This is a genomic window from Helicobacter sp. 10-6591 (assembly GCF_003288805.1).
Taxonomy (GTDB): Bacteria; Campylobacterota; Campylobacteria; order Campylobacterales; family Helicobacteraceae; genus Helicobacter_F.
Map to the genome: position 1 here is coordinate 35,478 of NZ_NHYK01000006.1, position 24,756 is coordinate 60,233.

The window sequence follows — 24,756 nt, forward strand, 5'->3', positions numbered from 1 at the left end:
AGCATCGATTCCTCAATCATGATACCTGTCCCCAAATAATGATATAAAAATATTATTGTATAAAAATATTACCTACTTACTATCTAAGCGTCCCTATCCCCGTTCAGCAAAGAGAATTTAAGCTTTTGATCCTATAATTTTGCTCTACTACCACCACACGCCACAAAGGAATACCAATGCTAAGCAGCACTACGAGAGAAAGTAAAAACTCGCGTTTAATTTCTAATTCACGTCTTTATATATATATATATATTGTAATGCTTTATTGCATAGGTATAGTTGCTTATGCCCGCTATGGATTTAATCTTGATGATATTTGGATGTGGCTTAATATCTATGAGCAAACCCCTATCAGAGATGGATACCGCCCTCATATAGGACGATTCTTTCCTCTAGCATTTTTGGATCTCAACCTTATGATGCTTGTTACTTCAAATCCCTATTTTTATTTTGCGCTTAATGCCTGCATTGTCTTTGGAGTGAGCATCGCATTATGGATAGTGTTTGATGAGGTTTTTGCTCAAAGTAGATATGGGCTAAGATTGCTTTGTGTAGTGGTTTTGTTTTTGCACCCTGGATTTGTAACGATAATGCTAGGAATCTGTTATCCAGAAAGATGGCAGATTCCTTTATTATGTGTTTTTGTGCTAGCAAGTTTGAGATTCTACAAACGCCATTGCTTTAAAAGCGCGATTGTAGGCTTACTGGCTGCAAACTTAGCACTTTATTTTAAAGAAACCACATTTTTAATAATTGGATTTTTTGGTGCATTCCACTTATATTTTGCCCTCAAAAGCAAAGAAGGTAAGCTTGCTTATTTTTATTACATAAGCCTACTTATAAGTGCACTTATTTTTTTGCTTTTATATTTTTGTGTTGTTTATCCACAGATTACAGACGTTTACCAAAGAGGAGTGTTTTTAGATACCTATGAGAAGTTCTTGTATTTTGTAAAAGGCATACTGAACTTTGGGCTTAATGATTCATTTTTAGTTGTCTTACTAAGTGCGCTTTGTGTATATAGAATCTTTTGTATTTGGAGACTGAAAGACAGAGAGCATATTTTTTATGACAGCCTTTTGTTTTGTGGATTTATATATATGTGTGCCTTTATAAAACTTGGGCTTTTTGAGTTGTATTATCTTATGCCTATATATTTTGTAAGTGGCATTTCTTGTTTGTATTTCTTATCAAAGTGCAATCTTTTCAAGAATCTTTTTATAAAAACCCTGTGTATCTTATGTATGACCTTGTGGTGTATCAATACCTTACCTATTGGGATTAATAACTTCATATTTTATAAAATCGAAGCTCTCAAGTTCCACAGCGCATTAAATTTTATTACTGAGATTGCAAAATCACAAGAAAAAATTACTTTGTATTTCGATGGTAATGGTAGAGGGGAAAAATATGCTACTTGGTATTATGGATACTATCCAGAGTATTTGGAGAAAATTTATGGAATCTCAAATTTTGATATTAAATCCTATGAGCCAAATTCACCGAGTTTATGGAACAAAAAGAATTTATGGACTTACGATAAAGATTCTAAACTCAGCATTTATAACAATGATGAGATAAGCATCCCTCAAAGCGGAGATTTTATTATTCTTAATAATTCAACAAACAAAATGGCCGATGCAGATTATCTCCAATTGATGGAGCAAACATATGAGCTTGTATATACGAGCAGATATTTTAGTGCTCCTTATTTTGGGTTAAAACCCTTACTAAAATATATATTTTCAGATTCTAAGCTTGTACAAAATGCTACGCAAGAGAACAAGAATCTTTTTAGATTGCCCTTAAGGGATTACATTTATAAAGTGAACTAAGGTAAAGATTATTTTATTTATTTCATTTAAAAATCTGAGAAACTCCTTATAGTAGATTATAGGTGGCACAAGCAGTGGGTGAGTAGTATGGAGTTTGTAGAATCTATTTTGGCTTCGTCTCTGAGCATCCAAAGCCAATAGACCAAATTCAGATATCTCGTTTTATACACATTAAAGCAATCTAAACACAACTCTGCTTTCATTGCCTTGGGATTACAATGTATTGCAATAAGGGAGTAAAAAATATTTAGAGTTTATAAGATTCTAATGTGCTTTTAAAAATCCTAATATCATCACGTCCAAAGGCCTGCAAAATCTTATTCACCAGAAACTTCGCATTATCTTGTGAGAGTGAAATCTCAAATACACCATATTCTTGACGTCCGCTCACTTGCTCTTTAGGGCTTGTAAGGAGCGAAGTTGAAGCGTATTTGGAACATTTATGATAGAAAAAATCATCAAATCCATCTTCTAAAAGCATATCCACAAGAGAATCTTTGAGATTATCTTTAAAATAGATTGTTAAGACCAATGTCTGCATGAATTCTCCTTAGGGCAAAACTAGACTGATACACAAATCTCATACATGAAATTTGCGCGCGACAAATCTAAAGAGTGGCGGCAATATAACAAGCGTGAGAAATGATGAAGTCACAAGCCCACCTAAGACAACGATAGCTAGAGGTTTTTGCACTTCGCTTCCTACTCCATGTGAAAGCAGCATGGGTACAAGCCCAAGCCCTGCAATGCATGCTGTCATAAGCACAGGGCGTAATCTACGCTTAGCCCCTAGCACTACACATTCTTCCAAATTCATGCCTTGCTTGAGTAACTGCAAGAAGTAACCCACCATCACCACACCATTAAGCACTGCGATTCCAAAAAGCGCGATAAATCCAACCGAAGCTGGCACAGAGATATATTCACCTGATACAAAAAGCGAGATAAGCCCGCCTGTAACAGCAAATGGGATATTAAGCAGAATCAAAAGTGCTAGAGGGATTGACTTAAAGGTAAAAAAGAGAATAAAGAAAATTGCCAAAATGCTTAGCGGGATGACGGTTGCAAGTCTTTTGCTCGCACGCTGTTGGTTTTCAAACTGCCCACCATAGACAATCCTATATCCCTCTGGTAGCTTGACTTCTGCTGCTATACGCTGCTGTGCTTCTTGTACAAAGCCACCCAGATCGCGATCGCGCACATTTGTGCGCACTACATTATAGCGCTGGGCTCCTTCGCGCTGGATTTGCACAGGACCATCGATTTCTTTGATATCTGCAATGGAGCTAATAGGTGTTGGCATACCATTTTGCGAACTCATCTCTAGGCTTTTGAGTTTTGTTATATCACTTGCAATCTCTTTGCTTTGTCGGATAATTACTGGAATCCTTGCTGTGCCTTGTGGGATGTATTCGACCATAACACCTTCTAGTGAGCTTTTCATAAATAGTGAAAACTCATCGCTTGAGATACCAGCATTTGCCATAATCGCAGAATAAGGAGTCACATGCAAATAACTCAAACCTTCATTGAGCGTAGTAAAGGTCTCACTAGACCCTGTAATAGATTTGAGAATCTCTACAATTTGTGAGCTTAGCCTGTTTAATTCATCAATTTCTATGCCAAAGATCTTGATAGCCAAGTCTCCACGGACACCTGTAAGCATCTCAGAGATTCTCATATCAATTGGCTGCATAATCGCAAGATTCATTCCTTTGAAGTCTTGTAAAACCACACGGATTTGCTCTCTTATCTCATCAAGACTTTTTGCTTGCCATTGTTCTTGGTCTTTGAGAGAGATAAAGGCATCTGATTGGTTAGGCCCTGAAGGGTCTAAACCAACCTCATCAGACCCTATTCTGGTTACCACGCTTTTAATATCAGGCACACGCGCTAAAAGCTCCTTTTGCATCAAAAGCATAAGTTCTTTACTCTGCTCCAAAGATATTGATGGAGGAGCTTCGACATTTATCACAATATCGCCTTCATTGAGCGTAGGCATAAAGGCACTACCAATAAGTGGAAAAAGAGAAAAGCTAAATACCAAAAAAGCAATCGCGCCCAAAAAGACAATCTTAAAGTGGTTGAGCGAAAAATTGAGGATTGGCGCATATATTTTGTGTAAGGCTCTGATAAGCAATGTCTCTTTATGCTCTTTGACTTTTAAGACAAAGGAGCTAATCACAGGAATAACAGTCATTGAAAGAATGAGCGAACCAATAAGCGCAAAGACAATAGTTTGAGCAAGGGGAATAAAAAACTTGCCCTCTAAGCCTTGTAAAGTCAGAATAGGTACAAAGAAGATGATAATAATCAAGATTCCACTAAAAACTGATACAGAAATCTCACTGCAAGCACGATACACACTATGCAGCTTTGTAGAGCCTTTATCTAAGCTTAGTCGTTCAAAGGCATTTTCAACCATTACTACAGCAGAATCCACTAAGATTCCAATTGCAATGGCTAATCCACCCAAACTCATAAGATTTGCAGAGAGCCCATATTCTTTCATCATCACAAATGCCACCGAAATAGCAAGGGGTAAAATCACACTTACAGCCACGGCTGCACGCACATCGCCCAAGAAAAGAAACAATGTGATGATTATCAAAATAATGGCTTCACTTAAGACTTTGATGACATTATTGACTGCTTTTTGTGTGAGTTCCGATCTGTCATAGAATATCCGAAGCTCAACGCCTTGGGGTAAATTTGGTTTGAGCTGCTCCATTTTCTCTTTGATTGAGGCTATAGCATCACGCGCATTCGCGCCTTTGAGTGAAAGCACAAGCCCTTGTGTCGTTTCTCCTACTCCATCAATGACGACAAGCCCAAGTCGTGTCATGTGGGATTCTATGACATCGCAAAAATTACCAATCTGCACATAGCCATTCTTTGTGATTACAGGAATTTCTTTGATTTTGTCAATACTAAGTGAGGCAGTCTGAATCTTGACCAAAAAACTCTGACCATCTCTATCTACGCGTCCTGCACCATCATTTTTGAGATTAGCACTCAAGGTGTCTTGGAGCTGGGAGATACTAATGCCAAGTCGTGCCATATTGTCAAAATCTGGCACGACTGCAATCGCGCGAGCATATCCGCCTAACCTATTGACATCTGCTACACCTTTGGTATTTCGCAATATCGGGCGGATTGTAAAATCAAGAATCTGTCTTTTTTCTATCTCGCTTATATCCCCTTCGATAGTGAACATAAACATATCGCTTAGTGGAGTGACAATGGGGGCTAATCCACCGCTTACCTCAGAAGGCAAATCAGCCATAGCCACAGTAAGCTTTTCATTCACCATATTACGCGCAAGATAAATATCCGTGCCGTCATTGAAGTCGATAGTAATATCAGCTAGGCCATATTTTGAGATACTACGCAAAGACTTTTGGTCTGGCAATCCCAATAGTTCTAACTCTAAAGGTCGCACAACACGATTTTCTATCTCCTCTGGCGCCATACCCGGAGCTTTGAGAATAATCTTTACTTGTGTGGAAGAAATATCTGGAAAAGCATCAATTGGAATGGTAAAAAAACTGTAACTTCCAAAAAATACCAACGCAAGAGCACAAATCATCACCATCAATCGCTGGCGTAAGGAAAACTCAACAATCTTAGTGAGCATGACCACCAGCCTCATTAGCGCCTAAACCATTCATCATGCCTTGTAAAATGATAATGGATCCAGATGCAAGCTGTGAGCTTGTCTGCAAAACACCATTTTTGATGGCAAAGCTATTATCGCGTTCCTCAAGAACTTCAACTTTTTTAGGAATAAATCCATTCGCACTACGGACAAAAACAACATACTCATTCCCCATACGCAGCACGGATGATGAAGGGATAAGCATGCTATCTTGTGGTGTATCTCCACCAATATAGACTTCTATCATCTCACCGACCTTAAAATCTTTGGCAATGATTTTTGCAGTCGCCATGATGGTATTGGTGTTTTTGTCTATCACAACAGAAATAGCATCAATGTAGCCTATCTCTTTGCCTTTTTCATTATAGATAGCATCGCCTTTTTCAATAGCATGGCTGTAATGCACAGGCAATCGGATACGTCCTAGTAAATCGCTATTCTTTAAAGAAATCCTCACATAAGGTGTAAAGGCATTGATTTTCTGCCCACTTTGGCGAGGAGCTACTGAGAGTATGCCTGAAGCCTTTGCAACAATAGGGAAGCCATACTGTCCTTGCTTGCTGGATTCCATAAACTCCCTACTTACTCCTAATAAGTCAAGTTTTGCAAATGTCTCGTTGTATTTGAGTTGTAACTCATTCATCGTAAGATAGCTGAGTTGGTATTCCCGCCTTGAGATAACCCCTTTTTTGTAAAGCATTCTGTCTTTTGCTTCGTTTTCAGCTGCAATTTTTAAGCGCTCTCTGGTGTTTGTGAAATCAAAAAACAATGTATTGAGTTCATTGGAGCTAATATCACAAATCAGATCTCCTTTTCTTACCTGCTCCCCTTCCCTTTTGTAGACATTCACGACAATAGTTTCAAAATTTGAGCTTTGTGTAATCGAAGTCTTATCATCAAAATCAATAAGAGCATTAAATGGTATACCTCTGGAGTTGAGATCCTTACCATCGGCATTGACAAGATACAAACCATTGGTCTTCATCTCAGATTCACTAATCACAATCTCATCATATCCCAAGACTTGCACACAAAACTGCGCAAAGAGTGCAGCACTTAAAGCAAATTTTTTCATATATTCCCCTTATTTTTTCTCGCGTTTTGGATCGGATGGTAAGACAAGTACTTGCGCTAGACTTTCCTCAAGCATGGCTAATGTATTGGCATAATCTTTCCTTGCTTGGATTGTAGTAATCATAGAGTCCAAATAGCTATTTTTGACAGCGAGATATTCAAACACACCTATTTTGCCAGCCTCATAGCCTACACGACTGATTTCTGCAAGAGAGCGTTTGTTTTCCTCATCACGCTTTGCAATTGCAATTGCCTCACGCTTTATCTGTAGTTGCTTAAAGTAGGAATGGGCATTATTGCTTAATGTCTCTTGTAAAATCTCTTTTTCTCTTACTGAGCCACTTTGTAGTGCAAGATACATCGCCTTTTGGTTGGTGTATTTAGTGGTAAAAGGAAGCGGAATCTTAAGCTTCACACCAGCACCCGCACTCGATTCTGAGATATTGGTTCCAGCGCCAATTTCTAGAGAATCAAATCGACTTCTTGAAGCAAAAACTGCATTATTAGCATGATCTCTAATATCCAAACTCACTATTTCAAGATACAAAGAGTTCTCCAAATGTTTTTTTATATCGCTTTCTCGCAGTGAAAGATAAGAAAAACGCAGATTCTTTATGACTATGTCATCGCTCTTATCAACTATTCCAAGCATCACTTTTAAGGCATTGAGGGTGTTTAAGAGCGTCTTTGTGCTGTTTTGCACCATAAACTGCACGCTCAAGTAATCACTTTTGAAAAAGAGGTATTGGGATTTTGAGATTCTGCCTGCATCAAAACGCACTTTAGCAATCTCTAGCTGTTCTTTGGCATTTTTCAGCCTGTTTTCATAGATATTTAGCTGCTCTTTTTGGGCGAGATATTCGAGGTAGAGACGTTTTGCAGAAATAAAGCTCAGATTCCTTGTGAGTTCGTAATTTTTATTTTGTCGGATTTGACGCGTTTGGTATATTTGCCTTAAGACACTACTTACCCATGGCAAGCGTGGAGTAAGCATTATATAAATCTCGCTCTCTAATTCTTTGCCACCACTTGGGGAGCTAACCTGCTGACTCATCAGATCAATGTATGAAGTATTCCATGCTTGCTGGGCTTTGCCTTCATACACCAAAGCATTTGCATATGCTCTAGATTTAGCAAGTGCAATAGAGTTTTGTTCTATACGTTCTTTGAATTCATCAATAGAGAGAATATGTGTGTTTTTATTTTTACTTGTGGGGGGTTGTGGTTTTTGAGACGTGGAAGTTTGCGCGCTAAGCAAAAGAGCGCAAAACACTACATACACCAAGTTGCAAGCTAAAAATTTCATTTTGTCCAATCCTCTTTGTGGTAAAAAGCAGAGCTCCTACAAGAATCCTTCAGTTCGAAAATATTGCAAGACATTTTTATATACGCGTTTTTTGAAGTGTGTTACATATTCAAAAAGTTCTTGGTAGCTTACGAATTTGTATCTGTCAAATTCTGGCTCATTGGTTTGGAGATTCACTTTTGCCTGTGGTTTTAGGCGGACTAGAAAATATTTTTGAATCTGTCCATGAAATGGATACATTTTCGTGCTGATAGTCTCTGGAAAATCATACTTTATCCACTCTGGACATTCGCCTAAAATCTCGACTTCATTAGTACCAATCTCCTCTTGTAGCTCCCTAAAAAGTGCTTCCTTTGGTTTCTCGCCTTCATCTATTCCACCTTGTGGGAATTGCCATGCACCCTTTATATCATTACGATGACCGATAAAAAACTCACAAATATTTGGGTATCTACTTGAAAGTATTATTGCAGCGACATTTGGTCGATATTTTTTTTCGTCCATTACAAACCTCTGGATTCTCAATCATTTATGTTCTATGTTGTTTTTGCTGCTTACTTAGATTGATTGCAAAATAAAAATAGTTTTTATATTGTATATAAAAAGCTAAAAAGATATTTGAGAATTCTAGAATTCTAGAATTCTCAAAAATTAGCTTTACAATTCTAAAATGCGCTATTACTCTTGCGGATAGCTCTCACAGGTGTTTTTAGCTACTTCTTGGCTGATTTTATACGCGCAAAACTTTGGTCCACACATTGAGCAAAACTTAGCTTCTTTAAAGCCTTCTTCTGGCAAGCTCTCATCGTGAAGCTCACGGGCTTTATCAGGGTCAAGTGCTAGCTCAAACTGCTCGTTCCATCTAAAATTCCACCTAGCATCACTCATTTTGTGATCTCTCTCAATAGCACCTGGGCGTTTTAGAGCCACATCTGCGCTGTGAGCGGCGATTTTGTGAGCGATTATACCATCTCTTACATCTGCTGCGTTTGGCAGACCTAAATGCTCTTTTGGCGTTACATAGCAAAGCATGCTAGCACCATGATATGCTGCCATTGTTGCGCCTATCGCGCTTGTTATATGATCGTATCCTGCGCCAATATCGGTTGGCAAAGGTCCCAGGATATAAAAAGGCGCATCATCGCAAAGACGCTGTTCTTCTTTCATGTTAAACTCAATTTGATCAAAAGGTATGTGGCCTGGACCTTCTATCATTACTTGGACATTTTTCTCTCTTGCTCTTCTGCCAAGGCGACCAAGCTCTGCAAGCTCGGCAAGTTGCGCCTCATCGCTAGCATCAGCTAGGCAGCCTGGGCGAAGACTATCGCCAAGGCTGAGTGCGACATCGTATTTTGCGCAGATATCGCAGATTTTATCAAAGGCTTCGTAAAAGGGATTTTGTTTATGATGCTTTATCATCCACGCAGCCATGAGAGAGCCACCACGGCTTACTATTCCCATTTTGCGCTTGCCTACATAAGGCATGAACTCTAAAAGCATTCCAGCATGTATTGTAAAGTAGCTCACACCTTGTTTTGCTTGCTTTTCTAGGCAATCAAGCATGATTTCTAAGGTGAGATTTTCCATATCGCCGATATCGTGGATTATTTGATACATAGGCACGGTGCCAATAGGCACAGAGCTTGCTTTTATGATACCTTGGCGGATTTGGTCTAAATCCCCACCGGTGCTTAGATCCATAACAGTATCAGCACCGTACTTTAAGCAGACATTAAGCTTTTCTATCTCTTCTTCAAGACCGCTTGTAAGTGCGCTTGAACCTATGTTTGCGTTGACTTTGGTTTTTAGGCTTCTGCCTATGCCCATAGGCACCAAGTTTGTGTGGTTTATGTTTGCTGGGATGATGATTTTGCCCTCTGCGACTTGCTGTCTAATAAACTCAGGCTCAAGTAGCTCAGTTCTAGCGACAAATTCCATCTCAGGTGTGATTATACCTTGCTTTGCGTAGTATAGCTGTGTGGGTGTGGTATGATTTTCTCGCTCTTTACACCAGTTTGTTCGCATTTTTACATCCTTTTATTGCGAGATATTAACACAACTTAATTGCATTGCCTTATATCAAACGCAATGCAATCTCATCAGCCAAAAACAACTCGTTTGCAAGAATAAAACTCTCCCCTTGATGCTGCTCACATCGCAATATATGAGAATCTATGAGCTCTTGGCATTTGTGTGAATCTAAGAGGTTTTTGCGCACTCCGCTCTTACATCGAAGCCCAAGCATAATCTCTTCTACTCTTAAGTCACAGGGATTGAGAACTTCGAGCTTTCTTTGGTGTGGATTTTGTATATAAGCTTGCAGTGCCTTGCTTGCCATACTCCTTATGGTACCGATTCTAGAAAATGCACCTGCTCCACAGCCAATATATTCCTTTGCTTCCCAATAGCCTAGATTATGCTTACAGTAATATTGTTCTTTAGCATAGTTTGAAACCTCATACTGCTCAAAACCAAGTGCGCTTAAACCCTCTCGCATGAAAATCCCTAAATTCTCTTGTGGAGATTCTATTCTGCGAGAATCATTTGCAAATCTTGAGCCTTCATCAATACTCAATTCATAGACTGAAACATGTGTAAGAGGGAGCTTGGCAAGCGAGTGTATCTCTTGCTCTAAGATGGATTTAGTATCAAGTGGCGTGCCAATGATAATATCACAACCAAGATTCCTAAAACCTGCATTGTATGGATGCTCATAGGCTTGAAAAATATCACTTACTTTATGCTCTCTTTCTAAGAAGGTAAGCTTGTTGCCAGAAAAACTTTGCACACCAATGCTGAGGCGGTTCGCCCCCAATGTTTTGAGATGCTTGCACCAATCTAACCTCAGCAAATTCACATTGCACTCTAAAGTAATTTCACAATCTCTACTTACATAAGGCAAAAAACTCTCAAACACCTTATCATAGAATCTAAAGTCAAGTAAATTTGGAGTTCCACCGCCAAAAAACACACTTGTAATCTCAGGGTAGTTGTGTGCTTTCAGGCTTTGGTGTAAATCCTGGCACAATGCTTTTATATACTGGCCATAAAGCTCTTGTGTACCCACATAGGAATTAAAAGCACAATAGCCACACTTGCTTGAGCAAAACGGGATATGTACATACAAAAGCATATATTCTCCAAATAGCAGGAATCTTATGGGATTCTAACATTGAGCCAAGCCAAACAAACATTAAGCTCTTTAAAATATATCCTGGGCTAGAGTTAGCGGCTTTGCTTTACCCAAACAAATCTTTTTAGGAAGAAGGAATTCCAATGCCTTTGCCCAATGTGACACACACAATAGCCTTAGTATTGATGGCTGCTGGAAATTCCCAACGTTTCATATCCTCGCAACAATCACCTATTCGCATCAAAAAACAATGGCTAAGGATAGGAACAAAGCCACTTTGGCAAAAAGTGTTGGATGATTTTTGCAGGTACTTTGATTTTAATGAGATAATCATCACTGCTTCACAAGAAGATATATTTTATATGCAAAATATTTGCACCCATAAGGTCGTACTAGGTGGAGCAACGCGCGCACAAAGTGTTCGCAATGCGTTAAGACATACAAATAGCCAATATGTGCTAGTAAGCGATGCGGCACGATTCTTTGTAGATACAGAGGTTTTAGGGCGACTCTTAGGGCTTTTAGATTCTAAAGATTGCAATCTTATTTGCGCTGTGCCTTATATTGAGGTGACAGATACGACATTTTACAAAGGAAGCTTTTTAGAAAGAGAATCTTTAAAACTCATCCAAACGCCCCAACTTGTCCAAACCCAAGCACTTAAGCATGCACTCAGCAAACTCGATGAAAACCATGATTTTAGCGATGAAAGCTCAGCTATAGATTCCCTAGGACTGCCAATTACTTTTGTCAAAGGATCAAAGAAGCTAGAAAAACTCACCTTCGCACAAGATCTGACATATTTGGAATCATTTGGTGCACCAAGCACAGAATGTATTTATGCGAGTGGCTTTGATGTGCATGCATTTGAAGATGGCAAACCCATGGTACTTGGTGGAATCAATATAGAATCCTCTTTTGGATTCAAAGCTCATAGCGATGGTGATGTATGTTTGCATGCACTCAGCGATGCTATTTTGGGTGCGATAAATGCAGGAGATATAGGAGAGTGGTTTCCTGACACTCAAGAAGAGTTTAAAAATGCGGATTCTAAAAAGCTGCTAGAATCTATCCACCAGTACGCCCAAAGCGTAGGCTATGAAGTAGTGTATGTGGATATCACTATCCTGGCGCAGATTCCAAAAATCTCACCCTATAAACATGCCATGAAAGAATCTATCGCCAAAATCTTAGGTCTAGATATAAGCCGTATAAGCATCAAAGCTAGCACAACTGAAAATCTTGGTTTTTTAGGACGCAAAGAAGGCTTAGGTGTCAATGCAAATGTTACAATGCGTCCAATCAATTGGCAGAGAATTCATTGATGTATAGATCTTAAATTTTAACTAGGAGAATAAGTGTGAAAGTATTAATTATCGAAGATGAAGCATATCTAGCTCAAGGCATTGTCAATAAACTCAATGATTTCCAACTTGAATGTGTCATGAAAGATAATTTGGAAAATTTAGACAAAGAGGAGCACTTTGATGTCGTGCTTGCTTCATTGAAAAGCATTGACAACAACTACAATGAACTTACACGAGCATTTAGCAGATCTATCATTATTTTGATGATTAATTATATCAACGATGATACGGTTACAAAGCCATTGCAAAATGGCGTGACAGATTACATCGTAAAGCCTTTTGTTATGGATGAGCTGATACGCAAGATTCAACACTACAAATCCTACCAAGATCTAAAAAAGGAGATAAATTTCTATCACAGCTATTTTGACTTTATCGAGAAAGAACTGGATACACCAAATCCAACAGCCTATAATCCCCCATTTGTGATAAAGACAAACTCCCAGAGAAGTGCTGATATTTATGCTATGCGTTATGCCCGCATGAAAAAGATAAGTATGAGTTTTCTCACACTCAAAGAAGATAAGTGGAAGCAGATTTTTGCAAACCAGCCAACAAAGAACACTGTTTTTTATATCACAAACCTTGAGGAATTCAGGAAGTCTGAGACAAAGGACTTTTTGGATTTGATATTAAAATTTAGCTGCATTGTTTCAGTAATTTCAAGCGAAAAAATCCAATTTCCGCAAGTTGTAGATATTTCAAACTATGACAATGATGTTGATTTAGGAGGCACAATCCTTTCTGTAAGAGAATATGAGAAAGTCATTATCTCAAAGTTTGAAAGTCGTTACTCAGACATCGAATTAGCCAAACGCCTTGGTATGAGCCGCAAAAGCCTTTGGGAAAAACGCAAAAAGTATGGCATCACGCGTAAAAGAGAAGTTGCAAAAGATTAGACTACTTTTTGGCAAAACGGATAAGACTCCAATAGATATATATATACAGCACAATAAAAGCAAGGCTTATAGCAAGAAGTATAAGAGTGCTATAAAAAAACAAACAACTCAAAACAACAAAAGGCGCATACAGTAAGCAAATACCAAGAGAAGTGGAAGCATTGTTTTTGAATACACGCTTAAAAAGAAGCATATGAAAATGTGCTTTATCAGGTTTCATGGGTGAGATTCCACGAACAACTTTTTTCCGATAAATCGAAAAGAGGACTTCCCATACTGGATAAACCATGATGCTAAACCCAAACCAAGTACTTACCAATGTATTTTTTTGTGTAAGAAGAATGAGCAAAAACCCAGCCAAGAAACCCAAAAAATATGCGCCTCCATCACCTAGAAAAATCTTACCTTTTGGAAAATTCAGCACAAAAAATCCAAGAATCGCCATAATGACAAAAATACAAATCTCTGCAATATTATTGTCTTGCACTGCAAAAGCCACAAATGCAATCGCACCAAAAATAAGCAAGCAAATACCACTAGCAAGCCCATTAAAACCATCGATAATATTGATTGCATTTGTTACGCCAACAAGTGCGAATATACTAAAGAGCACCCCAATAAATCTCGGAAGCTCAAAGCCCAAAGAAAGATCTTTAAGATACACACTCATCATATAGCACCCCAAAAAAGCTCCAAAACATTGCAAAATCAATCTGATTTTTGGATTAAGCGATGAGCTAAAATCCTCAGCCAAGCCACTTATAAAAATCACAAAAGCTCCAAAAAGCAATCCAAGCAGAGATTTGTCATAGCCAAAATAAAACAGATATGCGCAGTAAAATGCCACAAATATCCCAACTCCTCCAGCCCGTGAAGTATTATGCGTGTGGAATCGTTGAGGCTTCTGGGACTGCGCAGAGTCCATAAAAAAATCCAATCGCTTTGAAGCGATAATAACCAACAGACATAATCCAAAACTCATAAAAAATGCAATAGCACTTGAAAACAAAATAAATTCGTTTATCATCGGAATCCTTATTGAAGCAGAAATGATTCTATGCCTTGGCTTCTATTCTATAACGATAGCACTAGGAATTACAGCAAATCCCTACTTGCTCTATGCTAGTTTTCTTACACAAATACCAAGGCAGCGCCAAATACCAAAAGCTTTGCACAAATCCCAGCGCACAACCCTGCCAATACATCATCACCTACTACACCTAAGCCTCCTTTTACTTCTCTATCGATTCTACCAATCCATGAAGGCTTACAAATATCAAAGATTCTAAAAAGCACAAAGCTCACAGCCATAGCACCCACAAACCACCACATTCCTTTATCTAGCAGCAATTTTGGTGCAAAAAAACTCATTGCTATCCACATCCCCACAAGCTCATCAATCACTATGCTTTTATCATCGTGCATACCGCCATTTTGCTCGTATATATCAATCTGTTTGATTGCAATTGCACCAACTAATAGTGCGCTTAAAAACAAAGTCTCTTGTGAGAAAAACAAAATTCCTAGCCCTATAGGTATGCTCACCAAACTCCCAAATGTCCCTGAAGCTTTTAGTCTCCCAACAAAACAAAGAGTTAAGAATATTTCTTGGAGTATTCTTTTCAAAGTCACCTCACATACGCTGAGGTAAAGTCGTAAGAAATTCTTCTAAATTAAATTTATTGCGATGATTCTCAGTAAAAATATGCACCATAACCTCGCCTAAATCTGCAATCACCCAATCCTCGCTATCCTCATCTGTGGCATAGAATTCCACATCTTGCATTTTCAAAGTACTCTTAAGAAAATCAAGCAAAGCAAAAGAATGCTTCCCTGCCATGGCCGTCGCGATGATGACAAAATCCACTAGATATTCTTTTTCTCTTACATCGGTAACAACAATATTTTCGGCTTTTTTTTCTTCGAGGAGGAATTTGATAGTTTCTATGAGTTGTGTGGTCTCTAAGCCCAAGATTGCTCCTTGCTAAATAAATGCTCATTATAGCCTAGTTTGTGCGTTTTGTAAGCTCAAGGGCAAGAATCTCTGCGATATATTCATGCAGACATTTTGGGATACCATCAAAGACATTGTCAGAGTGATTTTGTGTTCTAGAATCCAAGTAAGAATGAAGTCGTGCACGGATTTGTGTTGAGCTGATAGTACAAACTTCTTTTGAAAGAGGCAAAAACCTCGCGTTTAAAGCAGGAATCATAAATTTTGCACAAAGATTTTCAAAATCCTTTTGTGTATGTGCTCCTCTATCAAAAACTACAAAATCCATATTTTGCGTAAGAATCCTAAACTCCCTCCAATTGCCCAATGATTCAAAGCTATCCCAACCTTGCACAAAAACAATACGAGCGTTTGCAAATCTCGCTTGAAAATAGCGCAATACTTCAACTGTATAAGTGGTCTTTTGTCTAGCTATTTCAAAATCACAAACCTCTATTTTGTCTTTGTGTATGCATTCTTTTGCATACAAAGCACACATTTGCAGTCTGTGCTTGGGCATAAAAAAACTGCCATTCTTAAAAGGAGAGCAAAACGCAGGCAATAATAAGAGCTTGTGTAAATCAAAGGTATGAAAAACTTGATCAATAATCTCAATATGTCCATTGTGCAATGGGTCAAAGCTCCCGCCAAAGATTGCATAAACTCCAGATTCCATAAACTTCGTGATATGTTTTATTTTTGTGTTTGGGTAAGATTGCTTGCCCACCATAAATTTGGGTCAAAGCCATAGATTGGCTGGATTTGGGGCATCGTGATTCTGTCATTCCAAAATGCCACACGATAGCCCTTAGCGTGAAAATGCGGAATCACATAAAAACCCCATAACAAGACTCTATCAAGAGCCTTACCAAAAGCCACTTTTTCCTCATCGTCTTTTGCCTCTATCAAGCCTTGTATCAGAAAATCCACATTTTCATCCTCGATAGCAGCATAGTTACGACCACCGGGATTTTTAGAAGCCTCACTGCCCCAATAGAATCTTTGCTCATTGCCTGGATTGAGGCTTTGTCCCACAAGCTGAATGACCATATCATATTTGTAGTCTCGGAGGCGATTCAAATATTGTGTATCATCGACTTTTAGTACTCTAGCGCGGATACCAAGAGTTTTGAGATTCTCAATAAATGGCAGGCAAATGCGCTCAAACCCGTCATAATTAATAAGAATCTCAAACTCTAATGGCTTATGACTTACAGAATCCATAAGCACGCCATTTTTAAACACAAATCCCGCTTGCTTGAGCAAACTCGCAGCATATTTGAGATTCTCTCTATGCTCTTGTGCTACCACTCTCATTCCCTCTTTGTGCTCTACACCGCGCCAATCTACATAACCCTCAGGTATGTTAGGGGGCAGCTTTAAATCAGTGCGAGGGATCATATAAAGAGAATCTAAGATTCTATTATCCGCTAATGGCAGCTTTAAGAGAATCTCGCGCTCTTTGCCATCTGCAATACCCTTGGAAGCAAAGCGCGAGTTATCAAAGATATTTATTGTGCGCTCATACTGCCCAAAAAACAGATTTGTATTGCTCCATTCGAAATCAAATGCATAAAAGATCGCCTCGCGTACTAATTTATTGGCAAAAAACGGATTTTTGGTGTTAAAAAAAAATCCTTGAAGTGTACTAGGAAGCTTGTTTGGAATGATGATTTTACGAAGAGATTCTTGCCTATTTGTGTTGTAGTCTTTTGCCCATGTTTTGGCACTTGATTCCACACGCCAATCATATGCACCACTCATAAATGCTTGCTGTGCCACCACAGGTTCTTTGTAATATTCAAAGACAATCATCTCAAAATTGAAAAATCCCTTACGAGTGGGATGATCCTTTGCCCAATAATTTGGATTCCTTTTATATACAATTGTGCGTCCTATCTCATAAGATTCTATGATATATGGACCACTACCCACAGGCAAGAGCAGCGGATCTTCTCCAAAAGTATTTTTGCCATCTTTCATGAAGACATGCTGGGGCAAAACGGGGAGTTGGGAGATGATAAGAGGCAATTCAGAATTTTGGTTGGTCTTAAAGTGGAAGCGAACATGTCTGGGGTTTAATACTTCCACACTTTGAATATCTGCATAATAGCGTTGGTATTCAAACTTCCCAAGAGCAATAAGAGTGTCAAAGCTGAATTTAACATCACTCGCACTTACTTGTATGCCATCACTAAAATACGCATTTTCATTGAGAATACAATCCAAAAAAAAGCCGTTTTTGTCCTTGATAAATTCCTTTGCTAAAAGAGCATATTCGCTGGCACTTTCATCAAGACTGCTAACGCCTAGAGTATCGTAAATAAGCTCATTTGTGCCGGCTGCTGGGTTGCCTTTTTGTAAAAAAGGATTAAGAGAGTTGAAATCACCTAGTGCGTAGTTTTTGAAGATTCCACCTTTGGGAGCATCAGGGTTAGCGTATTCAAAATGGCTGAAATTTTTGGGATATTTTGGCGTGCCAAAAAGCGTGATTGCATGCTCAGCTTTTACTTGCAGAAAAATTCCAAAAAATAGCAGGGCAAAAATATGCAAGATACTATCCTTAAAAACAGAATCACAAAGAAGCTTATGGATATTAAGAGCTGTATCAAATAACCTACCTGCTTTCTCTCGCATAATCATCTTTCAGTCGTACTATATCATCCTCACCAAGATATTCACCCATTTGCACTTCGATCAACACAAGAGGGATAATTCCCGGATTCTCTAATCTGTGTGTCTGCCCCATAGGAATATAAGTTGATTGGTTTGCTTTTAAAAACACTTCTTCTCCTCCAATGCTTACAAGTGCACTACCACCGACTACTATCCAGTGTTCGTTGCGATGGAAGTGTTTTTGCAAACTCAAACGCTTTTTGGGTTTGACCACAATTTGTTTTATCTTGTAATTACGAGATTCTAAAAGCACACTATAAGTCCCCCATGGACGATATGCTGTGTTGTGAATCTGTGTGAGTTCTGGGTGGGTTGTCTTAAGTAAGGCTACAACTTCTTTTACTCGTTGTGTTTCAGAAAGTGGTGCTACAAGAGTACAATCCCCACTATCTATAATCGCAAGATTTTCTATACCAATAGTCGCTACAAGCTTATCAGAAATCACAAAGTTGTTTTTTGAATCTATAGCGATAAGCTCACTTTTGTGCGCACTAGATTGGGCATCCTCTCTCCATTCTTTTTTTAATGCTTCAAATCCACCAACATCATTCCAGTTGAATGTACTCTCAACACATGCAACTTTTGAGCTTTTCTCCATCAGCGCATAATCAATGCTAATATCCTCTATCTCCTCACAAGCTGCCTTGTTCAAGCGCAAGAGTGTTTGGGTATTGTTTGTGTCTTTAAAACTCGCTTGTTCTTTACTGATAAGATAAGCTTTTTTGCAAGCGTTATAAAGCTTTGGTGCGTGCGCTTCCAGCTCTTTTAAAAAAAGCTTGGCTTTAAAGCAAAACATGCCGCTATTCCAAAAATAATTTTTGCTCTGTAGGTATTTTTTTGCGGTTTCTAAATCTGGCTTTTCTACAAACTGCTCAACAATCCCATCTTTTGCTTTTATATAGCCATAGCCTGTATGCGCGCAATCTGGCGTGATACCAAAAGTGACCAAAAAACCTTTCTCGCTAAATTGCACAGCTTTGTGGATACACTCTTCATAAGCCTTTGTATTGTGTATTAAATGATCGCTTGGCAATGCCAAAATAGTTTCATTCTCATCAGATTCAAAAGCATTCAATGCCGCAAAACAAAGTGCCGGTGCTGTATTCTTTCCAAGAGTTTCCAAAAGAAAACTAGAAATTGGAATGTCTATCTCGCTTGCAATATCTTGTGCAAGAAAAAAATGCTCCTCATTTGTAACGACACTGAATTTAGCATTTAGTGAATGCAAAAACACTTCATTACGCAAGAGAGTTTTGGCAAAAAGCGTGTTGGAATTTCGACTTTGATGAGTGAGATGATAGGATATGCTTGTGGGAGAATCTTTTGGGAGGATTGGAGCGAATTGTTTGGGTAAAAGGGTGCGAGAAAGAGGCCAAAGTCTAGTACCAGATCCGCCACAAAGTATACTGATGGTCATTTTGTTGCTCCTTTACTTCAAGCTTGAAAATTGCCCCAATTATATAAGAACGCGGATAAAAACCTTCTAAAACTCTCTGAAGCACAAACCCATCAAATCAATTACTGCTGCACTTTGCATGCAAAAATGAGATTTACAAAGCTTATGTGGCTTTGTTACAATCCCAAACTTTTCAGCGCAATTTCAAGGCCAAAAATAGGGGATAGTATGCAAAAGAAAAAAGTGGGGATTATCGGGGTAAGTGGCTATACAGGATTATGTTTGTTGAAAATTTTACTTGCCCATCCAAGATTTGAGCTGAGTTATCTCGCAAACTCACAAGGCCAGATGAGTTTAAGTGCTATCCATCCGCAGTTTTTGGATGTACTAGATATGGATATACACAAAGCTGATGTACTCGAAGCAAAGAAATGTGATGTGTTATTTTTAGCTCTACCACATAAAAGTGCTATGGAATTTGTGAAGAAGCTCTATGCAAGCGGTGATTCTCTCCCAAAAATTGTTGATTTGTCCGCAGATTATCGTTTGAGCGCACAAAACTATGAAGCGACCTATTGTCCACATACAGACAAGGAAAATCTAGCAAATGCCATCTATGGATTGCCAGAGTATGCATCAGAACAGATAAAAAATGCAAATCTTGTTGCAAATCCGGGTTGCTATCCCACAGCTAGTCTTTTGGCACTTCTGCCATTTTTGCCCTATATTCAATCTGATGGTGTATTCATTGATGCCAAAAGTGGCGTGAGTGGTGCAGGAAAAAAACTCACTGATGATACACATTTTCCAAATATTAATGAGAATCTCTTTGCTTATTCGCCATTTACGCACCGCCACCAGATTGAGATTGAGGAAAAATGCGCGCTCTTTGGTCAAGTAAATTTACAAATCAACTTCGTGCCACATCTCACTCCATTAACGCGCGGCATGCTTGTGAGTGTATTTGCTACATTAAAAGATTCTGTGGATGAGGATTTTGAGCCATTAGAGCTTCTCAAATCCCACTATGCCAACAGCCAATTTATAAGAATCTCTCAGGATAATGTGCGTATAAGTAATGTAAGTGGAAGTAATATGTGTGATATTCTTGCACTAAGGCGCGGGAGGGCATTATTTATAAATAGTGCGATTGATAATCTCATGCGTGGGGCAAGCTCGCAGGCTGTAGTTAATGCAAATATTATGTGTGGATTTCCTGAAGACTGTGGAATTCCAAAAGTTGGCATATAAAATGACAAAATCACAAGAAAAGATTCTTCAAATTGCAAAAGATGCGGTCTTTATCGCTGATTCTCATTGGAGCAGTGTCAATCCAGCGCTTTTAGAAACACTACAAAACATCCAAGCATCGCAAGTCTTTTTGATGGGTGACATCTCGCAGGTATTAGTAGGCAATCTCAGATCTAGTAAGAAATCCAATGCTTCGCTTCTTGAATCTCTACAGGCTTTAAGCCAGCGCACACAGGTCTTTTGGTTTGAAGGCAATCATGACTTTGCCCTTAATGCTTTAAATATGGGGCAAATAGTATTCATTCCTCGTTGCCAACAGCCATTAAGAGCGCAGTTTGGAGAGAAAAGAGTGAGTTTGGCACATGGGGATTTGTTTTTAGACAAAAAATATGAGCTTTATATCAGAGTGCTGAATTCATGCTTTGGACATAAAGTCTTAAAATTCTTGGATTGGCTTACTTTTGGGAATCTTTACCAATTGTTAGAGCGTAAGATTCTCAAAAAAAGAATATACGCTTTTGACGAACGAAGAGACTGTGAGGAATTTTGCAAGAAGCGGGTTAGCTCCTATATGTCTTTTTTTAAAAAAACGTCGCAAGAATTGCCACACATAATAATAGAGGGACACTTCCATCTAAATAAGTCTATGCTGATACAAGAACATACAAGAGAGATTCTCTATATCTGTCTGCCATCCTTTTATATAAGCCAAAGTGTTTTTGCATTACAATACCCCCAAAACTGCTAGGGGTTTAGTTTTTAAGGGCATCTATGAAAGAGAAGAAAGATATTTCAAAATTTGCAACCAACGAAATGCAGCTTGTAGATTTTAGAATCTTTGAAACCAGAGATAATCAGTCTTATGAAGGAATTTATGGTATCAATGTCGCCAAAGTCGAGGGCATTGTTGTATTTCCTGAGCATATTTTTGAGCTTCCAGCTGCACCTGATTATGTGTTAGGAACTTTTGATTTGCGCGGAGATATTCTGCCATTAGTAGATTTAGCGACTTGGATGCGCGTATGTATCGATCCTGACAAAGATAAGAATCGCAAAGTTATCATCACAACTTTTAATAATATTCGTATAGGATTTGTGATACACGAAGCAAGACGTATCCGTAGAATCAGTTGGAAAAACATTGAAGGCGCAACATTCAATCATGATTCTCAACGAGGAAAGATTACAGGCACAACAAGAATCGAAAACGAAAGAACACTTCTTATTTTGGATTTAGAGGGAATCATTGATGATTTGGATTTCTATAACCCTATGAAAACACTTACCAATAACGATGGTAGTAAAAAAGAAATACCGCAATTTAGTGGCCTGGTACTCATTCTTGATGATAGCCTTATAGCACGAAAGCTTTTGCGCACTTCGCTAGGTAATGTAGGATTTGACATCATAGAGGCAGTCGATGGCGAGGATGGCATGCAAAAACTAGAGAATCTTTCTAGCCAATATGGCGATAGTCTTCAAGACCACCTAAAACTCATCATTTCAGATGTCGAAATGCCTAAAATGGATGGATTCCACTTCGCTACACAAATAAAACAAGACGTGAGATTTTCTCATATCCCTATTATTTTTAATTCTTCGATTTGTGATAATTTGAGTGAAGAAAAAAGCAAACAAATTGGGGCAAATGCGTATTTAGTGAAATTTGATCCCAATGTCTTTTATGACGAAATCTCTAGGATTTTATTAAGATAATCTGTTAGAATAACGCACAGCAAAGAAGGGTTACATATTTTGAAAGCGAGGGTTGGCTCATATGGATGATATACAAGAGATAATGGAAGACTTCCTGATTGAAGCATTTGAGATGGTAGAACAGCTCGACCAAGACTTAGTCGAGCTTGAACATAATCCCGAAGATTTAGAACTCCTTAATAGAATTTTTCGTGTTGCACATACAATCAAGGGCTCAAGCTCGTTTTTGAACTTCGATATTCTCACAAGCCTTACACATAATATGGAAGATGTTTTAAATAAAGCTCGTCGTGCAGAACTTAAAATCACACCAGATATTATGGATGTGGTTTTGCAATCAGTAGATCTTATGAAGGCTTTACTCCATGCTATTAGAGATAGTGGGACTGATGCAAACAGTGGAATTGATATAAGTAACACAGTCAAAAAACTACAAGCAATTTCTTCAGGCGGTGCGTCAAGTGAGGCAAGTGATATGGCACAAGCACAAACTTCGACACAACAGACCCCTACCCAGTCTCAAGCAGAAACTCCATCTCCAAGCAACTTTAATGATCCACTCGCTGACGAACCTGATCTAGATTACTCCTCTATGAGCAGTGAACAAGTAGATTCTGAAATTGAGCGTTTATTAAAAAAACGTCAAGAAGCTGATAAAGCTAGGCGCGCAGAGCTCAAAAAGCAAAATACACAAACTACCCAATCTCCTAAGACTCCAGATACACAGAGCCAGTCTACCGCCACACAAGCGCAAAGCACAACCCAAGGAACCAAACCAAACCCAGTAAAAAAAGATGATAGCAATGCACCAGCTACGAATGTAGAGCAGACTGTACGAGTCGATGTACGTCGCTTAGATAATCTAATGAATCTCATTGGAGAACTTGTGCTTGGTAAGAACCGCTTGCTTAAGATATACAGCGACGTTGAGGAGCGCTATGATGGTGAAAAATTCTTAGAAGAATTAAACCAGGTGGTTTCTAGTATCTCATCTGTGACTACAGATTTACAACTTGCGGTTATGAAAACGCGTATGCAACCAATTGGTAAAGTATTCAATAAATTTCCTCGTATGGTGCGCGACCTATCGCGTGAGCTTAATAAAAGTATTGATTTGGTAATCACAGGAGAAGAAACAGAGCTTGATAAATCAATCGTGGAAGAGATTGGCGATCCGCTCGTCCATATCATCAGAAATTCTTGCGATCATGGTATAGAATCCGCAGAAAACAGACAGGCTGCTGGCAAGTCCGCCACGGGAACAGTACAGCTTAAAGCATACAACGAAGGCAACCATATCGTTGTGGAAATCACAGATGATGGCAAGGGACTAGATGCACAAATGCTCAAACAAAAAGCCATAGAAAAAGGTTTAATCAGCGAACGTGAAGCAGATGCAATGAGCGATAAAGAAGCCTTTGGCATTATCTTTAAACCCGGGTTTTCAACCGCAAAAACCATCACAAATGTTTCTGGACGTGGTGTAGGTATGGATGTGGTAAAAACCAATATCGAGAAGCTCAATGGGATTATCGAAATAGAATCCGAAAAAGGTATAGGCACAACACAAAAGCTGAAAATCCCACTTACGCTTGCTATTATCCAGGCCTTACTTGTTGTCGTTCAAGAAGAATATTATGCCATCCCACTTTCATCTGTGATTGAAACTGTTCGAATCAGCCAGGATGAAATCTATGCAGTCGATGGCAAGAGCGTGTTGAGATTGCGCGATGAAGTTCTTTCTCTTGTACGTTTAGCAGATATTTTTAATGTGGATTCTGTGCTTGAAAGTACTAATGAAGTCTATGTGGTTATCATTGGTCTTGCAGACCAAAAAATTGGTGTGATAGTTGATTCTCTTATTGGACAAGAAGAGGCAGTTATCAAATCTCTTGGCTACTACCTCAAAGGCACGGAAGGGATTGCAGGAGCGACTGTGCGTGGCGATGGCAGAATCACACTCATCGTTGATGTAGCAAGTATGATGACAATGGCAAAGCACATAAAAGTCAATATCAACAAGCTCGCTGATGAAGCAGAAACACGAAAAATCAAAAGTTCCCCTAGCGATTATGTCGTTCTTGCGATTGATGACAGCAACACCGATCGCGCAATTATGAAAAAGTGCCTCAACACACTTGGTGTAACAGTTTTAGAGGCGAGCAATGGCTTAGAAGGATTGGAGATTGTGAAAAATGGTGGCAAACAGCTTGATGCTGTGCTTGTAGACATTGAGATGCCTAAAATGGATGGTTATACCTTTGCCGCGGAGGTGCGTAAATACAATAGATTCAAAAACCTTCCACTTATTGCAGTAACAAGCAGAAATAGCAAAACCGATAGAATGCGCGGGGTAGAATCTGGTATGACAGAATATATAACAAAGCCCTATACTCCGGAATATCTTGCCAATGTTGTTAGACGCAATATTAATCTCAAGACAGAGGAGTAG

Annotated in this window: 20 protein-coding genes; 7 read left to right on the forward strand and 13 right to left on the reverse strand. The window is 38.8% G+C overall.

The annotated features are described in order from the left end of the window. Positions 1 to 176 precede the first annotated feature (176 nt). Positions 177 to 1,835 (forward strand): hypothetical protein, encoded by a 1,659-nt coding sequence (locus tag CCY97_RS03050; protein ID WP_112064025.1) that lies wholly within the window; start codon positions 177 to 179, stop codon positions 1,833 to 1,835. 247 nt (positions 1,836 to 2,082) lie between these two features. On the opposite strand, the gene CCY97_RS03055 is transcribed toward CCY97_RS03050, so the two are convergent. From CCY97_RS03055 to hemW, 7 genes are all read right to left on the reverse strand, one after another. Beyond that, positions 2,083 to 2,376, reverse strand: a complete 294-nt coding sequence (locus CCY97_RS03055) for a DUF3240 family protein (protein WP_112064026.1) — start codon at positions 2,374 to 2,376, stop codon at positions 2,083 to 2,085. A gap of 39 nt (positions 2,377 to 2,415) precedes the next feature. Next, complete coding sequence (locus CCY97_RS03060; RefSeq protein ID WP_112064027.1) at positions 2,416 to 5,472, reverse strand: efflux RND transporter permease subunit; 3,057 nt, start codon at positions 5,470 to 5,472, stop codon at positions 2,416 to 2,418. Further along, positions 5,462 to 6,568, reverse strand: coding sequence for an efflux RND transporter periplasmic adaptor subunit (locus CCY97_RS03065; protein ID WP_112064028.1), 1,107 nt, complete (start codon positions 6,566 to 6,568; stop codon positions 5,462 to 5,464). The genes CCY97_RS03060 and CCY97_RS03065 overlap by 11 nt, the downstream gene beginning before the upstream one ends. Before the next feature lie 9 nt (positions 6,569 to 6,577). After that, a complete protein-coding gene (locus CCY97_RS03070) occupies positions 6,578 to 7,873 on the reverse strand; it encodes a TolC family protein (protein ID WP_112064029.1) in 1,296 nt (431 codons plus the stop codon). Positions 7,874 to 7,909: 36 nt separating this feature from the next. After that, a complete protein-coding gene (locus CCY97_RS03075; RefSeq protein ID WP_112064030.1) occupies positions 7,910 to 8,377 on the reverse strand; it encodes an RNA pyrophosphohydrolase in 468 nt (155 codons plus the stop codon). Between the two features lie 174 nt (positions 8,378 to 8,551). Further along, positions 8,552 to 9,898 (reverse strand): phosphomethylpyrimidine synthase ThiC, encoded by a 1,347-nt coding sequence (thiC, locus tag CCY97_RS03080; protein ID WP_112064031.1) that lies wholly within the window; start codon positions 9,896 to 9,898, stop codon positions 8,552 to 8,554. Positions 9,899 to 9,947: 49 nt separating this feature from the next. Beyond that, positions 9,948 to 11,006 (reverse strand): radical SAM family heme chaperone HemW, encoded by a 1,059-nt coding sequence (gene hemW / locus CCY97_RS03085; protein ID WP_112064032.1) that lies wholly within the window; start codon positions 11,004 to 11,006, stop codon positions 9,948 to 9,950. Positions 11,007 to 11,149: 143 nt separating this feature from the next. On the opposite strand from hemW, the gene CCY97_RS03090 reads away from it, so the two are divergent. Next, positions 11,150 to 12,331 (forward strand): bifunctional 2-C-methyl-D-erythritol 4-phosphate cytidylyltransferase/2-C-methyl-D-erythritol 2,4-cyclodiphosphate synthase, encoded by a 1,182-nt coding sequence (locus CCY97_RS03090; protein WP_112064033.1) that lies wholly within the window; start codon positions 11,150 to 11,152, stop codon positions 12,329 to 12,331. Positions 12,332 to 12,366: 35 nt separating this feature from the next. Next, on the forward strand, positions 12,367 to 13,272 hold the full coding sequence (locus CCY97_RS03095; RefSeq protein ID WP_112064034.1) for a response regulator: 906 nt from the start codon (positions 12,367 to 12,369) through the stop codon (positions 13,270 to 13,272). Between the two features lies 1 nt (position 13,273). Here the strand turns inward: CCY97_RS03095 and CCY97_RS03100 are convergent, their stop codons facing one another. From CCY97_RS03100 to CCY97_RS03125, 6 genes are all read right to left on the reverse strand, one after another. Continuing rightward, complete coding sequence (locus CCY97_RS03100) at positions 13,274 to 14,299, reverse strand: MraY family glycosyltransferase (protein ID WP_112064035.1); 1,026 nt, start codon at positions 14,297 to 14,299, stop codon at positions 13,274 to 13,276. Between the two features lie 104 nt (positions 14,300 to 14,403). Further along, on the reverse strand, positions 14,404 to 14,898 hold the full coding sequence (locus CCY97_RS03105) for a phosphatidylglycerophosphatase A (RefSeq protein WP_112064036.1): 495 nt from the start codon (positions 14,896 to 14,898) through the stop codon (positions 14,404 to 14,406). A gap of 7 nt (positions 14,899 to 14,905) precedes the next feature. Continuing rightward, positions 14,906 to 15,244, reverse strand: a complete 339-nt coding sequence (gene rsfS / locus CCY97_RS03110; RefSeq protein WP_112064037.1) for a ribosome silencing factor — start codon at positions 15,242 to 15,244, stop codon at positions 14,906 to 14,908. Between the two features lie 34 nt (positions 15,245 to 15,278). Beyond that, complete coding sequence (nadD, locus tag CCY97_RS03115) at positions 15,279 to 15,995, reverse strand: nicotinate (nicotinamide) nucleotide adenylyltransferase (protein WP_112064038.1); 717 nt, start codon at positions 15,993 to 15,995, stop codon at positions 15,279 to 15,281. Then, the gene (locus CCY97_RS03120; protein ID WP_112064039.1) at positions 15,959 to 17,902 is read right to left on the reverse strand and encodes an extracellular solute-binding protein; all 1,944 of its coding nucleotides are present in this window, start codon (positions 17,900 to 17,902) and stop codon (positions 15,959 to 15,961) included. The genes nadD and CCY97_RS03120 overlap by 37 nt, the downstream gene beginning before the upstream one ends. Continuing rightward, positions 17,883 to 19,358: a mannose-1-phosphate guanylyltransferase/mannose-6-phosphate isomerase gene (locus CCY97_RS03125; RefSeq protein ID WP_112064040.1), complete on the reverse strand. Its 1,476-nt coding sequence runs from the start codon at positions 19,356 to 19,358 to the stop codon at positions 17,883 to 17,885. The genes CCY97_RS03120 and CCY97_RS03125 overlap by 20 nt, the downstream gene beginning before the upstream one ends. A 207-nt stretch (positions 19,359 to 19,565) precedes the next feature. Here CCY97_RS03125 and argC point away from each other — a divergent pair, with 207 nt between their 5' ends. The 4 genes from argC to CCY97_RS03145 all read left to right on the forward strand — a co-directional run bounded on the left by argC (position 19,566) and on the right by CCY97_RS03145 (position 24,756). Next, a complete protein-coding gene (gene argC, locus CCY97_RS03130) occupies positions 19,566 to 20,588 on the forward strand; it encodes an N-acetyl-gamma-glutamyl-phosphate reductase (RefSeq protein ID WP_112064069.1) in 1,023 nt (340 codons plus the stop codon). Position 20,589: 1 nt separating this feature from the next. Continuing rightward, positions 20,590 to 21,336, forward strand: a complete 747-nt coding sequence (locus tag CCY97_RS03135; protein ID WP_112064041.1) for a metallophosphoesterase — start codon at positions 20,590 to 20,592, stop codon at positions 21,334 to 21,336. Between the two features lie 23 nt (positions 21,337 to 21,359). Next, on the forward strand, positions 21,360 to 22,304 hold the full coding sequence (locus CCY97_RS03140) for a chemotaxis protein CheV (protein ID WP_112064042.1): 945 nt from the start codon (positions 21,360 to 21,362) through the stop codon (positions 22,302 to 22,304). Positions 22,305 to 22,365: 61 nt separating this feature from the next. Beyond that, positions 22,366 to 24,756: a chemotaxis protein CheW gene (locus CCY97_RS03145; protein ID WP_112064043.1), complete on the forward strand. Its 2,391-nt coding sequence runs from the start codon at positions 22,366 to 22,368 to the stop codon at positions 24,754 to 24,756.

Excerpts from the sequence above, each read along its gene's own strand:
- CCY97_RS03060 (WP_112064027.1), bottom strand. The coding sequence starts at position 5,472 with ATGCTCACTAAGATTGTTGAGTTTTCCTTACGCCAGCGATTGATGGTG.
- CCY97_RS03100 (WP_112064035.1), bottom strand. The coding sequence starts at position 14,299 with ATGATAAACGAATTTATTTTGTTTTCAAGTGCTATTGCATTTTTTATG.
- CCY97_RS03140 (WP_112064042.1), top strand. The coding sequence starts at position 21,360 with ATGAAAGAGAAGAAAGATATTTCAAAATTTGCAACCAACGAAATGCAG.
- hemW (WP_112064032.1), bottom strand. The coding sequence starts at position 11,006 with ATGCTTTTGTATGTACATATCCCGTTTTGCTCAAGCAAGTGTGGCTAT.
- CCY97_RS03120 (WP_112064039.1), bottom strand. The coding sequence starts at position 17,902 with ATGCGAGAGAAAGCAGGTAGGTTATTTGATACAGCTCTTAATATCCAT.
- nadD (WP_112064038.1), bottom strand. The coding sequence starts at position 15,995 with ATGGTGGGCAAGCAATCTTACCCAAACACAAAAATAAAACATATCACG.
- CCY97_RS03090 (WP_112064033.1), top strand. The coding sequence starts at position 11,150 with ATGCCTTTGCCCAATGTGACACACACAATAGCCTTAGTATTGATGGCT.
- CCY97_RS03125 (WP_112064040.1), bottom strand. The coding sequence starts at position 19,358 with ATGACCATCAGTATACTTTGTGGCGGATCTGGTACTAGACTTTGGCCT.
- CCY97_RS03135 (WP_112064041.1), top strand. The coding sequence starts at position 20,590 with ATGACAAAATCACAAGAAAAGATTCTTCAAATTGCAAAAGATGCGGTC.
- CCY97_RS03075 (WP_112064030.1), bottom strand. The coding sequence starts at position 8,377 with ATGGACGAAAAAAAATATCGACCAAATGTCGCTGCAATAATACTTTCA.
- CCY97_RS03055 (WP_112064026.1), bottom strand. The coding sequence starts at position 2,376 with ATGCAGACATTGGTCTTAACAATCTATTTTAAAGATAATCTCAAAGAT.
- thiC (WP_112064031.1), bottom strand. The coding sequence starts at position 9,898 with ATGCGAACAAACTGGTGTAAAGAGCGAGAAAATCATACCACACCCACA.
- CCY97_RS03065 (WP_112064028.1), bottom strand. The coding sequence starts at position 6,568 with ATGAAAAAATTTGCTTTAAGTGCTGCACTCTTTGCGCAGTTTTGTGTG.
- CCY97_RS03070 (WP_112064029.1), bottom strand. The coding sequence starts at position 7,873 with ATGAAATTTTTAGCTTGCAACTTGGTGTATGTAGTGTTTTGCGCTCTT.
- CCY97_RS03145 (WP_112064043.1), top strand. The coding sequence starts at position 22,366 with ATGGATGATATACAAGAGATAATGGAAGACTTCCTGATTGAAGCATTT.
- CCY97_RS03050 (WP_112064025.1), top strand. The coding sequence starts at position 177 with ATGCTAAGCAGCACTACGAGAGAAAGTAAAAACTCGCGTTTAATTTCT.
- argC (WP_112064069.1), top strand. The coding sequence starts at position 19,566 with ATGCAAAAGAAAAAAGTGGGGATTATCGGGGTAAGTGGCTATACAGGA.